The organism is Litoribacter ruber (assembly GCF_018500185.1).
GTDB classification, from domain to species: domain Bacteria; phylum Bacteroidota; class Bacteroidia; order Cytophagales; family Cyclobacteriaceae; genus Litoribacter; species Litoribacter ruber.
Map to the genome: position 1 here is coordinate 93,384 of NZ_JAHBGI010000001.1, position 14,566 is coordinate 107,949.

14 protein-coding genes are annotated in these 14,566 nt (G+C 44.0%); 6 read left to right on the forward strand and 8 right to left on the reverse strand.

Going from position 1 to position 14,566, the window contains the following annotated elements; all coding sequences use genetic code 11:
- Window positions 1-3 precede the first annotated feature (3 nt).
- Window positions 4-1,353 (forward strand): PhoH family protein, encoded by a 1,350-nt coding sequence (locus tag KIH41_RS00425; protein ID WP_213946214.1) that lies wholly within the window; start codon window positions 4-6, stop codon window positions 1,351-1,353.
- Window positions 1,354-1,515: 162 nt separating this feature from the next.
- A complete protein-coding gene (locus KIH41_RS00430; protein ID WP_213946215.1) occupies window positions 1,516-1,878 on the forward strand; it encodes a hypothetical protein in 363 nt (120 codons plus the stop codon).
- Between the two features lie 62 nt (window positions 1,879-1,940).
- Here the strand turns inward: KIH41_RS00430 and KIH41_RS00435 are convergent, their stop codons facing one another.
- The 7 genes from KIH41_RS00435 to KIH41_RS00465 form a co-directional block, all read right to left on the reverse strand.
- Window positions 1,941-2,696, reverse strand: a complete 756-nt coding sequence (locus KIH41_RS00435; protein ID WP_213946216.1) for a LytR/AlgR family response regulator transcription factor — start codon at window positions 2,694-2,696, stop codon at window positions 1,941-1,943.
- 224 nt (window positions 2,697-2,920) lie between these two features.
- Window positions 2,921-3,661, reverse strand: a complete 741-nt coding sequence (locus tag KIH41_RS00440) for a LytR/AlgR family response regulator transcription factor (RefSeq protein WP_214161138.1) — start codon at window positions 3,659-3,661, stop codon at window positions 2,921-2,923.
- Window positions 3,662-3,679: 18 nt separating this feature from the next.
- Window positions 3,680-4,726: a sensor histidine kinase gene (locus KIH41_RS00445; protein WP_213946253.1), complete on the reverse strand. Its 1,047-nt coding sequence runs from the start codon at window positions 4,724-4,726 to the stop codon at window positions 3,680-3,682.
- Between the two features lie 89 nt (window positions 4,727-4,815).
- Window positions 4,816-7,662 carry an excinuclease ABC subunit UvrA gene (gene uvrA, locus KIH41_RS00450; RefSeq protein ID WP_214161139.1) on the reverse strand — a complete coding sequence of 949 codons (2,847 nt, stop codon included), beginning with the start codon at window positions 7,660-7,662 and terminating at the stop codon, window positions 4,816-4,818.
- Window positions 7,663-7,767: 105 nt separating this feature from the next.
- Window positions 7,768-9,447: a DUF748 domain-containing protein gene (locus KIH41_RS00455; protein WP_214161140.1), complete on the reverse strand. Its 1,680-nt coding sequence runs from the start codon at window positions 9,445-9,447 to the stop codon at window positions 7,768-7,770.
- 52 nt (window positions 9,448-9,499) lie between these two features.
- A complete protein-coding gene (locus KIH41_RS00460) occupies window positions 9,500-10,441 on the reverse strand; it encodes a lytic transglycosylase domain-containing protein (RefSeq protein ID WP_213946220.1) in 942 nt (313 codons plus the stop codon).
- 6 nt (window positions 10,442-10,447) lie between these two features.
- Window positions 10,448-11,185 (reverse strand): LOG family protein, encoded by a 738-nt coding sequence (locus tag KIH41_RS00465; RefSeq protein WP_213946221.1) that lies wholly within the window; start codon window positions 11,183-11,185, stop codon window positions 10,448-10,450.
- A 210-nt stretch (window positions 11,186-11,395) separates the two neighbouring features.
- Here KIH41_RS00465 and KIH41_RS00470 point away from each other — a divergent pair, with 210 nt between their 5' ends.
- The 4 genes from KIH41_RS00470 (at window position 11,396) to KIH41_RS00485 (ending at window position 13,586) form a co-directional block, all read left to right on the forward strand.
- Window positions 11,396-11,986: a YkgJ family cysteine cluster protein gene (locus KIH41_RS00470; protein WP_213946222.1), complete on the forward strand. Its 591-nt coding sequence runs from the start codon at window positions 11,396-11,398 to the stop codon at window positions 11,984-11,986.
- Window positions 11,987-12,078: 92 nt separating this feature from the next.
- The gene (locus KIH41_RS00475; protein ID WP_213946223.1) at window positions 12,079-12,444 is read left to right on the forward strand and encodes a phage holin family protein; all 366 of its coding nucleotides are present in this window, start codon (window positions 12,079-12,081) and stop codon (window positions 12,442-12,444) included.
- Window positions 12,437-12,832 carry a hypothetical protein gene (locus KIH41_RS00480; RefSeq protein ID WP_213946224.1) on the forward strand — a complete coding sequence of 132 codons (396 nt, stop codon included), beginning with the start codon at window positions 12,437-12,439 and terminating at the stop codon, window positions 12,830-12,832. The genes KIH41_RS00475 and KIH41_RS00480 overlap by 8 nt, the downstream gene beginning before the upstream one ends.
- Window positions 12,813-13,586, forward strand: a complete 774-nt coding sequence (locus KIH41_RS00485) for a phosphoglycerol geranylgeranyltransferase (RefSeq protein WP_213946225.1) — start codon at window positions 12,813-12,815, stop codon at window positions 13,584-13,586. Before KIH41_RS00480 ends, KIH41_RS00485 begins: the two co-directional genes overlap by 20 nt.
- On the opposite strand, the gene KIH41_RS00490 is transcribed toward KIH41_RS00485, so the two are convergent.
- A complete protein-coding gene (locus tag KIH41_RS00490) occupies window positions 13,566-14,498 on the reverse strand; it encodes a helix-turn-helix domain-containing protein (protein ID WP_213946226.1) in 933 nt (310 codons plus the stop codon). The two genes, KIH41_RS00485 and KIH41_RS00490, sit on opposite strands and share 21 nt — an antisense overlap.
- Window positions 14,499-14,566: the final 68 nt, after the last annotated feature.

Consider the following 14,566-nt stretch of genomic DNA (forward strand, 5'->3'; position numbering starts at 1 on the left):
CGTATGCCCAGAGCCAAAAAATCAGATTCAGACCGTAAGATCTTCGTTCTTGACACCTCGGTTATCCTTTATGCGCATAATTCTATTATGACCTTTGCAGAGCATGATGTGGTAATTCCTATTACGGTGTTGGAGGAGCTGGACCAGTTTAAAAAGGGGAATGACAGTAAAAACTTCGAAGCCCGGGAGTTTATCCGGCTATTGGATACCATTTCCCAAGACAACATGCTGCACAACTGGACACCGTTGAATGGTAAAACCAAGGGGCATTTTAAGGTGATGATGAACAATCACAATAAGTTGAACGCCAATGAGATTTTTGGGGAAGAAAAGAACGACCACAAAATCCTCAATGCGGCTTTGAGCCTGAAGCAATCCGAAAAGGGCAGAAAGGTAATCTTGGTGACTAAGGATATCAACTTGCGCCTGAAGGCAAAATCTCTCGAGATTTATGCAGAGGATTATGAAACGGGCAAGATTAAGAATATTACCGAAATCGAAAACACCAACAAGGTCGTGCTCGAGGATGTAAACCCGGATGTGATCAACTCGCTTTACGAAGCCTATAATGTGCCTGCCCAAGATGTGCTGGGTAAGAATATGGCGAAGGGAAACGCCTATTATATTTTAAAAAGCAACAAAAACTCCGTATTGGCTTACTTCAACAAAGAGGAGGGCACCATGGAGCGGGTAGATAAGAAGACTGCCTACAACATCAAGCCGCGCAATGCGGAACAGGCTTTTGCCCTGCATGCCATTTTAAACCCCAAGGTGAAGCTTGTGAGTATCCAGGGTGTGGCTGGCACAGGTAAGACCTTGCTCGCTCTTGCAGGGGCTTTGGAGCAACGCAGGGAATACAAGCAAATCTACATTGCCCGGCCAATAGTGCCACTAAGCAACAAAGATATAGGCTACCTCCCTGGGGACATTAAATCCAAACTGAATCCATATATGGAACCGCTGTGGGACAACCTGAAATTTATCCAAAACCAATACAAAGAATCCGAAAAAGAGTTTCAGAAAATCACCGAGCTGGTCAATCAGGAGAAACTGGTTATTCAGCCCCTGGCGTATATCCGAGGGCGGTCAATATCGAATATTTTCTTCATAGTGGACGAGGCGCAAAACCTCACGCCCCATGAAATCAAAACGATCATTAGCCGGGCAGGGGAGAATACCAAGATTATCTTCACCGGTGATGTGTACCAGATTGATACCCCATATCTGGACAGCCAGAGTAACGGCATGTCCTATCTTATAGACAGGGCCAAGGATCATCCGCTATATGCCCACGTTAAACTAGAGAAAGGGGAGAGGTCGGAGTTGGCAAACCTGGCTAACGAGTTGCTCTAGTCGGTGAAAAACTGTTTGATTTCAAACAGTTTAGTGTCCACTACTGAACATGCTATTTTTGGCAAACATCCTTTAAACGGCCTACGGGCCGTTTTTTCGTTTTGGTAGGTTTATTGGCTTATGGTAAATGTGTTGATTGAAAACATTCAAAATCTAAGAACCATGAAAAAGTCAATTTTTAACCAGAAAAATATCTGTGCTCTACTAGGGGTGGTAATGGCATTGATGATCGTGTGGAGTGCAAACGCACAGGGAGCAGACCTGAGAGTAGCTGAGTTGGGGACCACTGAAGAGGGACCTCGCTACATCAAGAAGGAGCTGAGAGATGAGCTGATCGTAGAAGATCTAGAGCTTGAGTTGGAGGAAGAATTGCCAAGTGTGACTTTTATCAATAAAGAAGGTGATGTGGTGGCAGTGCTATATGGAAACAAATCCGTGTTGGAGGAAACTTACAAGGACCGTTTTTCGAAGAGCTATCACCTGACCACTTCAGGAATCCATGAAGTATATCTCATAAAAAAATAAAGGTGTTTGGTTTAGTTGTTAACAATTGGAAAAGGGTAGGCTGATGGCCTACCCTTTTTTCGTTAACTTTCTGTGATGGTGTTCAATTTGGCGAGGAAGCTGTTGTAATACTGCCTGCCCACTTGCACAGTGGCACCGTTGCGGAGGTTTATTTCCTTGGTGCTGAAATTTTCTATCTGTCCCAGCTGGACAATGAAGGATTTCTGAACCCTTAGGAACAGGTGTGAAGGAAGTTTTTCCTCCATGTCCTTCATGGATTTTCTGATGGTATAATTTCTGTTTTTGGTGAAAATAGTCACCATGTTGCCGTTGGCCTCTACGTAATAGATGTCATTGTAATCAACCCTTTCAAACGCATTATCAGCCTTGATGTAAACCGCGTCGTTTACCAAATATGGGCTTTCAAATGGCTTGGCAGCTGCTCCGTCGCTTCCGGCTGGTCTTGTTCTTTTGTTGTAAAGAACAATTTCTACCATGGCATGGATATCATTGGTGTTAAATGGCTTCACAATGAAACCGGCAGGATGGATTCTTTTCGCTCTTTCTATGATGGTCGGATCACTGTAGGAGGTTACATAAACTATTGGCACGTCGATCATCTGTTTGATGATCTCACCTAGCTCAATTCCGTCTTTGTCTCCTTTAAGTTTGATGTCCATGAAAATCAAATCCGGGCGATATTTTTTGATCACCTTGATGGCCTGATTGGCGGAGTTGGCAATGTCAATATTGGTGTAATCTAAAAGTTCCAATATCTCTTCGATATTTTCCGCGATACTTGGATCATCTTCAACTATTAAGATTCTTTCCTCTTTCATAGGTTTATTGTGTTAAAAGGGATGTAAAGATTTTTGTTGTTTTCGATCAGCATTTTTGCTGCAACAATCAAACCTTAATTACCAATGTTTATAAAATTAATTCGTAAAAAACCGTTTATTTAATAAGTTAATTATTAAATATAGCACTAAATTAAAATTTTATCCTTCAAAAGGAAATCTTATTGTTGAAATTGTAGAAAGTTTGTGAAAATTTTTATGCGGCTTTAAAGGCTCATCATGTCCTTAAATCGGGCAGCCTGTCTACGGCTCACCTCAATTCTGTCGCCGCCTTTCAGCGTCACCACCAGGCCGCCATTGAACCATGGCTCGATGCTTTCTACCCAACTCAAATTGATGATATGCTTTCGGCTTGCACGGAAGAAGGATTTTTCATCCAGCCTTTCATCCAACGCATTGAGCGATTTGTGGATCATCGGCTTGTTGGTGTCAAAATAAACTTTGATATAATTGCCGTCAGATTCGAAAAGTCGAACGTTTTCCAGTTTTACAAACCAGCATCTGTCGCCGTCTTTCACAAAAACTTGGTCTTCCAAGCTGAGTTTTTTGTCATTCTGGGTACTTGGAGAAGCATTGGCTTCCTCTTTGGCAGCCTCAGAAATCTTGGTTTTGAGCTTTTTGATGGCTTCGGTCAGCCTTTCTGGCTGGATGGGTTTCAACAGATAATCCAATGCATTGACCTGAAAAGCCTGTAGGGCATACTCATCGTAAGCTGTGGTGAAAATCACATGGGGCACGTGGTCAAGTTCCTCCAAAAGGTCAAAGCCTGTCTTTTCTGGCATCTGTATGTCCAAAAAAATCACATCCGGTTGGAGCTTTTCGATTTTTTCTTTCGCATCATCCACATTTTGGGCCTCGCCCACCACTTCTACATCTTCATTGTCAGCCATTAGGCCGATAAGTTCTTTTCTGGCTAGTCTCTCGTCATCTATTACTAATGCACGCATTTTATCTGGATTTTATGGTTACTCTAATGTAAGGGATTGTTTTGGAATTTTTATTTCTGTAATTACAAAATCGCTGCCCGAATTGTATATCTTGAAGGAAGCCTTGCTTCCGTAGATCATTTTCAAACGTTGAACAGTATTGTTGATTCCATGGCCACCCTCCTTTCGCCTACTCTGGGGGTTGCGCAACTGCCCGCTGTTTTTGACCTGAATGTAAAGGTCCCCTGATAATCCAACGGAACATTTGAGCTGAACGATACCACCCTTCACCAAATTACTGATGCCGTGCTTGATAGCGTTTTCCACAATGGTCTGCAGCATCATAGGCGGAATCTTAAACCTGTATGCCTCCTGCTCCACTTCATAACTTACACTCAGCCTTTCCTCAAACCTGATTTTTTCCAAATTGAGGTAATCCTTGACGGTATTGAATTCATCCCCAAAGCTGATTACCTTCTTGTTATCCATGATGAGCGAAAAACGGAGGATATTGGATAGCTGGGTGATCGCCGATTTGGCTTTCACGGGATCTTCATCCACCAGTGCCCTCACGCTGTTCAGGGCATTGAAGATAAAGTGCGGGTTTAGTTGGCTTCTGAGATGGTTGAGCTTGATTTCGTTGATCTTTGCCTGGTATTTCAATGTGGTGTTATAATTGTCCAAAAAGTGGAACAGGAAATACATCATGGACCACAGGGAATAATAAAGAAAGCTGATGAACAGGTTGACCAGAATGACTACAGGCCGTAGATCCTCATTGACATCCAAGGTGTCGAAAGCTAGGTTAATGATCACTTGGGCGCCTGTGTTTAGAAAGCTCAGCACCACCAAGCCCAACAGGGCGTGGACAATTAATTTAGGGATTTGGAGGTTAAACCAGCCATAGGTCTTTATCACATACCTGAAGGCGTGGGTAGACAAAAAATAGAATGCCGCCAATGAAAAATATGCTCCAATCTGAATGCCCGTGATACCTCTGGCAAGGGAAAGAAACATCAGGTTGATCAGGGCAAAACCTGACCAACCCACAATCTGCAATATCCAATAGAGGCGGGTCTTATTCATATTCATGGGTAAATATAAATAAGTTCTGCAGACTCCTATCGATATTTATTCCAGTGGAAGGATGTTCTGATAAGGCATTCAATATTTATTCAGGTTGTTTTCTGTGCTTGCTCCAATTCCATTTTTAAGAACTTGCCGGTATAACTTTGGGGGTTCTCGGCTACTTTCTCCGGAGTACCCTGGGCGATTATATTTCCACCTTTATCTCCTCCTTCAGGGCCTAAATCAATGACATGGTCGGCTACCTTGATCACATCCAGGTTATGCTCGATGATCAGGACGGTATTCCCTTTCTCTACCAGCCTGTTTAAGACTTCTAACAGGTGCTCAATATCCTGGAAGTGCAAGCCAGTGGTTGGCTCATCCAGAATGTAGAACGTCTTTCCAGTATCCTTTTTCGACAGTTCAGTGGCCAGTTTTACCCTTTGGGCCTCTCCCCCAGACAATGTGGTGGCGTGCTGGCCTAGGGTGATGTAGTCCAAGCCTACATCATGGAGGGTTTTGATTTTCCGGAGGATTTTGGGCTGGTTTTCGAAAAACTCCACCGCCTGCTCCACCGTCATATCCAGTACGTCGGAGATAGATTTTCCCTTGAATCTTACTTCCAGGGTTTCCCTGTTGTACCGCTTACCTTTGCAGGTCTCACATGGTATGTGCACATCTGGGAGGAAGTCCATTTCAATCAATTTCATCCCTGCTCCTTCACAGTCCTCGCATCGGCCGCCTTTCACATTAAAAGAAAACCTTCCCGGCTTATATCCCCTTATTTTGGCCTCCGGCAAATCTGTAAATAGCGCCCTTATATCCGTAAAAACACCGGTATAAGTGGCAGGATTAGATCTAGGTGTCCTTCCAATGGGCGACTGGTCCACTTCAATCACTTTATCCAAGTGCTTTAGCCCATCGACTTTTTCATAGGAAAGTGGCTCCCTTTTGCTTTTGTAAAAGTGCTGGTTGAGGATAGGGTAGAGGGTCTCATGGATCAGGGTACTCTTTCCGCTACCCGAAACCCCGGTCACACAAACCATGCTTGCTAAAGGAATCTCCAAAGTGACATTCTGGAGGTTGTTTCCATGGGCATTGGTGAGTTTGAGCTTTTTGCCGCTGCCTTTTCTCCTCTTTTCAGGAATGGCTATGCTCCGCTGTCCATTGAGGTATTGGGCCGTAACGCTGTTTTGGGCCAAAAACTCCTGAGGTTTTCCCTGTGCCACTATATGCCCTCCATGGCGCCCTGCCCCAGGGCCAATGTCGAGCACATAGTCAGAATCCAGCATCATATCCTTGTCATGCTCCACCACTAATACGGTGTTTCCAAGGTCGCGGAGATCCTGTAAGGCTTTAATCAGCTTTACGTTATCCCTTTGGTGCAAGCCGATGCTGGGCTCATCCAAGATATACAAGACGCCAACCAACTGAGTGCCTATCTGGGTAGCCAGCCGGATCCTTTGGGCCTCTCCACCGGAAAGGGTTCTGAGTGGCCTGTTTAGCGTCAAATAATCCAAACCAATATCCAGCAAGAAGCCGATGCGTTTTCTGATCTCCTTGAGCACCTCTTTACCGATGACTTTCTGCTTTTCGGTCATCCTTTCTTCGATGTCCTCAAACCATTTTCCTAATGCGGCGACATTCAGCATGGCCAGTTCACCGATGTGACAGCCTGCTATTTTAAAATGCAAGGCCTCTTTTTTCAGTCTATACCCCTCACAGTCCGGGCAGATTGTGGTGGTGGTATAATCACTGATCCAGCTCCTTATTTTGTCAGAACCTTCCTCCTGCTGTTTTTGGAGGAATTTCACTATCCCTTCAAAAGTTGTTGTCCACTGCGTACCCGGATGTTTGATGGAATCCACTTCCACCTCCATTTTGTCGCCGTATAGAAGGATATCGATCACATCTTCCGGCAGGTTTTTCAAAGGGGTGGAAATGCTTGCTTTGTATCTTTTGAGAATGGCATTGATTTTCTTGAAAATCCAGATGTCCCTGTATTCCCCCAAGGGGGCGATTCCACCTCTGGTAATGCTGAGTTCCAGATCGGGGATCACACTTTCCCGCGTAATTTCTTCAATCACACCCAGGCCATTACATGTAGGACAGGCACCATAAGGGCTGTTAAATGAGAAGGTGTTGGGAGCTGGCTCATCGTAGGATAAACCGGTGGTGGGGTCCATAAGGTGTTTAGAGAAATGGTGTATCTCTCCTGCCTCATCGCGGAGCATGATGATGCCTTTACCATGCTGCAGGGCTGTTTTGAGGGATTGTGCTATTCTAAAGCGGTCCTCTTCCTCGGCCACAATCCTGTCCACCACAATTTCAATGTCGTGGATTTTGTATCTGTCCACTTGCATTTTGGGCACAATGTCCATCACCACCCCATCAATGCGGACTTTTGAAAAGCCCATTTTGCGAACCTGTTCGAATAGCTCGCGGTAGTGTCCTTTTCGGCCTTTTACCACCGGTGCTAGTATGTAGAGTTTTTTTCCTCCAAAATTCTGAAAAAGCTGCTCTAGGATCTGATCCTCGGTCTGACGCACCATTTTATGCCCACTCAAGTAGGAAAATGCCTCTCCAGATCTGGCAAAAAGCAATCGCATAAAATCATAGATCTCAGTGACAGTGCCCACTGTGGAGCGGGGATTCTTGGAGGTGGTCTTTTGCTCTATGGAAATGACAGGGGAAAGGCCGTTTATTTTGTCCACATCAGGACGTTCCATGCCCCCCAAAAATGACCGGGCATAGGCGGAAAAGCTCTCCATATACCTACGTTGGCCTTCGGCATAAATAGTGTCAAAGGCCAAGGAGCTCTTTCCGCTTCCACTTAAGCCGGTGATCACCACCAGCCTGTTGCGTGGAATGGTCAAGTCTATATTTTTGAGATTGTGCTCTCTGGCACCGTAAATCTCGATCAGTTCTTCAGCAGTGGTTTTGTCTTCTATCATGAAAGGAGGTGACCTTTAATCTCGATTTTTACAAAAATATGGATTTAATATGGTTCCATCATTCTTGGAAGTAACCATTTCCCCTGGGGATAAGTTTTCTGGGGACTAATCTTCCCGCTCAGCCTCGCGCATTTCTGCTTCCGTTTCTCCCGACATGGTGGACATCATCCCACTGAGTAGCAATTCCCACCAATAGTTGAAGATAAACTTGGTTTGGTCTCTTTTGGTGTAAACATCCCCCTTTACCATGGTACCTCCGCTGTCAGGATTGTCATTTCGTACCACAAAGGTATTGGCGAGAAATGCCCCAGCCCTTCTGAAGATGTTCTGGTTTTTTTCATAGTCGCTGTCTAGGATTTTTATTTTGAGGTTTTGGTAGCGCATTTCCACATCTCCGGTGCCCTCATAATCATTGGCGGTGATATTAAACTGGAGGCTGTTTAAAGTTCCTTCATCAATGGCTATCCTGGTGCCAGGGCCCAGCATCTTATTTATTGAAGGCAATGGCATTTGGCCGATCATGCCATTCATATTGAAACGTCCATTTTCATCCTCAAGGAAAAAAGTGACGTTCAGATCAATGGCTCCTTCTCCCATTAACAAACCTTCGGCTTGCAGGTCCATTTCATTGTTTTTGGCCAGCATTTCATCCATGTTTGTGATGTTGCTAATGGTGGCATTTACCCCTTTGAAAAATACCGAACCAGCGCGAGGGGCCTGATTGTCGGGGCGCTCGTCATAAGAAATTTCGCCGTTTTCCAACTCAAGTTTATGGATAAAAGTGGGTATGGGGATGTCACGGATTATATCATGAACCATTTCGGGCCGGTTAGTAGGGTCTTCCGGTTTTCGCTTATCCCTAAAGATTGATATTACCAGGTCTTTAGCTTTAATGGTCTCGGCATGAATGATTCCTTTTTCAAAAAACTCATGAAACTCCATCCCCTGAATATCAATTTCCCCCTGCTCAAGTTCCATCCAGTCGGTTTCATGTTCATATTGGTTGATGTACTCGTACCTTTCCAGCTTGTTGTCCAGTTCCACCCCTGCAATGAGCAAATGGCGATCCTGGGAGTTGAAAGAAAGATCTCTCGCGTACACCACATTCCGGTATTCATTGAAATGGTAGGCCGCTTCATCCATATAGCCTTCCAGCATATCGACGCTGAAAAGTGCCTTGTCGCTTTTGAGGTCCTCTTTGGTAAGCTGGAAGAAATTGGCAGCCAGACTTAGGTCCTTGATGCTCATCCGAACCGAGTCATTGCCGCTGTCAATGTTGTAATAAGATAGTCTGTTAAACCGGATTCTCTCAATGCTGATTTTGTCATAGTTATCACCAAACTCCTCATCATCTTCTTCCTCATCTGTCATTTCCAGATCTTCCATGGGAGGTGTCAGGGAGGTGACCGAAAGATTCTCCAAATAGGCGGAGTCCAGTGTGATTGAGTTGTTCAATAAAAAACTTGTCCACGAAAACCCGGTCAGATAGGCATTTTCTGCAGTGAGGTCAAATTTGATTTTGTCCTCAGGAATACTCTCCCCAGGCTTGATAGTGACATCGCCAAGTTCCAAAAAGGTGCCCCTGAAATTGTAATTGAATTTGATATGTCCAAAATCCACTTCATGACCGCCAAAATCATTAGTGCGAGTGATCATGTTGCCTACGATCTTTTCCGCATTGGCATTTAGGTACATATTGATCCCGATTGGGATCACCAATACTAGTAGTAGGATAAATAAGGTAATAGAAAGAAATATATAGGCTAGCTTTTTCTTTTTGGTCATAACCAGGAATGTGTATATACATTAAAGATATAATTCCTGATAATGTTTAAAGCTATGCCGGCAACTTAATGGTGTATGTACGGCCTTTTTTCACCGATAGCTTATTGGATCTCAGCCATGGGTTGTAGGTTTTGAGGTCTTTATAGCTGCTGTTTTGCTCTACCGCCCATTTGGCTAGATCATTAATGGAATCATCGACTGTAACTTCTCTGAGCTTTGGCATTTTGTAGAAATGGTTTTCATCCATTTCATACCCGTATATATCAGGGTTTTCAAAGAGTTCTTTGAAGGCCAAGATCCTAAAAACATACCGGCTGGTTTCTTCATTGAGCAACAGGCTGTAATAGTTTGGCATCAACTGTTCGTTTTTCCTTTTGGTTAAACCTGTGATTCCCATGTTGTAGCTAGCTGCTACGCTAGTCCAATTGCCAAATCTTCCGTAGGCTTTCTTCAAATACTCACAAGCGGCTTCAGTGGATTTTTCCAAATGGTACCTTTCGTCCACTTCGTTGCTTATTTCCAGTTTCAGCTCTTTGCCTGTGCTTTCCATGAATTGCCAGAAACCCCTTGCTCCGGCAGGTGAGACCACGTTCATCAGTCCTGATTCCACCAGCGCCACATATTTGAAGTCGTTGGGAATATGGTGTTTTTCAAGGATGGGTTCTATGATAGGAAAAAACTTTCCAGCACGCTTCATGGTCAGGATGGTGTTGCTATTCCAGTAAGCGTTTACATAGATCTCCCTTTCCAACCTTTCCAGAATGTCCTGTTGGTCCAATGGGACCGGCTCACCGGCAAAAGTCAGGTTTTGGGGGGTGTCAAAAAGTTTTACCCTGGTAAAATCAGGAACAACCATGCGCTGTTCCTGACCAGTGGCTTCATTCCGAATGACGACTTCCCTTGCGGGCTGTGCTTGTGTGGTGGTAGAATAATAAAACCAACCGGCCAAGCCGATTATAAGTGCGTACAGAATGAAGAAGTGAATCTTGTTCACGGTAAATTAGAAGTTCGGGGACAATAAATATTTACTATAGAATTCGTCAATAACCTTTACGGCATCGGTAGCGTTGTCTACCACGGAGAAAAGATCCAGGTCTTCCTCATTGATGTTGGCTTCCTGCTCCAGCATGGTGGTCTTTAACCAATCCACCAGACCTGACCAATATTCCTTGCCTACCAATACGATAGGGAATCTGCCGATTTTTTTGGTTTGTATCAAGGTAAGGGCTTCGAAAAGCTCATCCATGGTGCCGAATCCTCCTGGTAAAACGACAAATCCTTGCGCATATTTCACAAACATGACCTTTCTGACAAAGAAATAGTCAAAGGTGATCAGCTTGTCCTGATCAATGTAAATATTGTTGAATTGCTCAAATGGCAGCAGGATATTTAGGCCAACTGACTTTCCGTTTTCCGAATGGGCGCCTTTGTTGCCGGCTTCCATGATACCGGGGCCACCGCCCGTGATCACACCGTAGCCATGCCTTACCAGCTTGGCTGAAATCTCCTCCGCTACTTTATAATAATGGTGGTCTCTAGGGGTACGTGCAGATCCAAATACGGAAACACATGGGCCTATTTTTGCCAGTTTTTCGAATCCTTCTACAAATTCTGCCATTACTTTGAAAATGGCCCAAGAGTCAGCACTCTTTATTTCGCTCCAATCCCGCTCCTCAAAAGCCTTTCGAATTTTTTCCTCTTCCGTCTTCTGGACTTTTTCTACTTCTTCTTCACTCATTTTAATCAGATTTACTTTTTAAAAAACTTGGTTGATCGTGGGTTAAACTTAAAAGTAATGTTTTAAGCCTCGAAAGTTAATTCAATAAGTTGAAAAAACATAAGTTCGGGCGCGAGTAAACCCCGATAAATGCAAACAGTTCAAAATGTTTGCCAGTTATAGGAATTGCAGCTGCCGAATGCTACTTTCGTGGGCAATTTAAGACGCAATATGAATTTAAGGGAGAAGGCGCTGGAAGTCAGCCGTGTATTTGACCTGCTATCTGAAGATACGGGTAAATTTATGGCTCAAAGTGGAGTAAACTGTGTGATTGGCTGTGGGAAGTGTTGCATGAACCCGAAAATTTCGGCTTCAGTGCTGGAGTTTTTGCCTTTGGCCTTTGACCTTTATAGCAAAGGATTGGCTGATAAGGCTATGGAGAAGCTGGAGAATATGGGTGAGGAGGACTTTTGCCTGCTGTTCAGGCAAACCAATTTCCTTACCAATTCTGGGTCTTGTGGCGATTATCAATACAGGGGAATGATCTGTAGGCTATTTGGGGCCTCAGTGCGTCGGGATAAGCATGGAATGAAACAGATGATTACCTGTAAAATCATCAAAGAAGGACAGCCCGAAGAATTTAAGGCTTTGAGTGAGGCCATAAATTCAGGTTTGCCTGCACCGTCTGCTTCTTATTATTATTCCCTGCTGTCTGACATTGACGAAAGGTTATCAGAGCATTTTCCGGTCAATACGGCTATTAAAAAAGCCTTGGACCATGTGATGACATATAGCTACTATCTGGAAAACCAAGAAGTATAAGCTCTTTTTAGGTTTTTTGTGCAAGGTTTTTGCTGTATATTCAATTTCCAATTTGAAAAGGATTATTATTTTTAACCATAAAATTTTCGCAAATGCTGAATTTCTCCGAGATCACCAATACCATCAAAAATATTTTTGAGGTAAGGTTTCAGATTGTTAAGGAAGAACTGAAAGAGGAGTTTTCGACCCTGATCAGCAGGGTGGCCGTGTTGGCAGCCATGGGTTTTGTTGGGCTATTGATACTTTTCTTTCTGAGCGTATCACTGGCATTCTATTTTGGAGCGCTATTTGCCAATACAGCCTTGGGTTTTCTTACTGTTGGGGGGATATTTATCCTGATTTTTGTCATCCTGTTTATTATCAAGGATTCCCAAAAAGTGCAGTTCTCGGTTAAGAGAGTTGTCGACAAATTTGTTTTTTTATTTCAAACCAAAACCACCACGCATCCAGATGAGTGATATCGACCTAAAAAGAAAAGCGGAAGAGTTGGAACAAACTCTCCACAAGCAATTTGAAGTGATCAAATCCGACTCCCAAACCTGGGTCAAACTAGGCGGTACCGTATTGATCAGTGGCCTGGTTACCTTTGGCATTGTAAGGGCAATTCAGGGACGCAAGAGCAAAAAGATTGAGGATGCCGTCAAGAGACTTGAGCAGGAAGGCATGCTTTCCCGTACTCCGGCTCCAGAAGACCGTTATTATTATCATCCTGCGCCAGCGCCAAAATCATCATTTTGGGCGCCTGTAGGTCAGAGAATCATGATGGCGGCATTTGAATTTGTGAAAGCCAAAGTTATGGCCGATCTTGCCGAAAGGATCCATAAAAATGACTCAAAAAAGCATTAATCATAAGTTTGCCCGACTCAGGGAGGAAAGCAAAAAGGGCGTGGCCCTTTTGCTTGATCCGGACAAAGTGGGGGATAAGACTAAATTATATTCCTTAATCCAAACAGCAGTCCATCATCAGGTGGACTTTTTCTTTGTAGGGGGTAGCCTGCTGATGCGGGACTTGGTGGAGGAGGTCATTTGCGGAATTAAAGACATCACCGCTGAGATTCCGGTATTGCTTTTTCCGGGTAATGCCGTACAAGTGTCGGATAAAGCTGACGGGATACTTTTCCTTTCTCTTATTTCCGGCAGAAACCCAGAGTTTCTGATAGGCCAGCAGGTGACCGCTGCCCCGCTGATTGCCCAGTCAAACTTGGAGGTGTTGCCCACAGCCTATATGCTGGTCAATGACGGAGAAATCACGAGTGTCAACTACGTAAGCCAAACCCTCCCCTTGCCTAACCACAAGCCTGATCTGGCCGTAGCCACGGCTCTTGCCGGTAAATATTTGGGTATGCAATACGTCTACCTTGAGGCGGGAAGTGGCGCCAATTCACCTGTCAACCCTGAAGTGATCCAAAGCGTGAAGAAAGCTACGGAATTGCCGCTGATAGTAGGAGGGGGGATAAGGTCAGTGGAAACCGCCAAGGCAGCTTGGATGGCCGGTGCTGATGTGGTAGTGCTTGGCAATGGGGTAGAAAAAAACCCCAATCTGTTGATTGAGGTTTTGGAATATGCGAATGTCTATAATTTATCCTTGAACGTTAATTAGGGACTCTCTTCTTCTCATTTTACCTGCTGGAAGTCCGTACATCATCTTGAATCTTCTACAGAAATAAGCGGTGTCCTTGTAGCCCACATCTTTTCCGATATCGCGGATACTCTTCTTGGTGGTTCTCAATAGATCCACCGCAGCTTCCATTCTTTGGTATTCGATGTAATCCTGAGGGTTGATGCCGGTAAGCATTTTGAAATACTGACCCACATAATCTTCCGATACGTTGGCTACTCTTGCCAATACCTTGTTGGATAGATCGCCGCCGATGTTCTTCTTGATATAATTGAACATGTCGATCAGGCGAGGGTCCTTGAAGTAAGTACTGTTGGTAGACAGTTCCTCTACAAACAATCTGTTTTTGAGAATGTGTCTTACGACCTCTACCACCAATAACTCGGTGTGAATTTTAATAACCCTTTCCTTACCAGGGGTAGTGGCTTCTGATTCCTTGATAATATCTTCGATAATGGAGGCAACCCGGTCATTGAATCGGATCACGAAAGGAGGAATACCCAAAGAGTGGAAGAAGTTTACAACATCAAAAACCTTCGCCTCAAATGTAAGCATCGTGATGCAGTCATCTTCTGCGTTTTTGATTTCTTTGAAACTGATGGTTTGAAGAAACTTCTTTTTGTTTTCGTTGAAGCCTTCATTGTTTACTTCGTTCTTTTTGGTAACGGTACCAAAGGAAACCTTTGAAGTCCTGCTTGCTGGTATAAATAGGATTTCCCCTTCATTTACCGCTTCTTGGTCCTCACCAAATCTCACTGAGCCTTGGTGTAAAAGGACGACTGTGTTCTCTGTATCTGTAAAATCAGTTACGGTTACAGGTCTTTCAACTTTAAAATTATTTCCTTTGATAAACCTGACCCCAACGGATTCGATGACCTTATTGTAATATTCCATGACGAAGCCTCTTAGGTGTTTTTTTGTAAAAGTATGACTTTTTTCTAAAACCGTGTAATAATATTAGA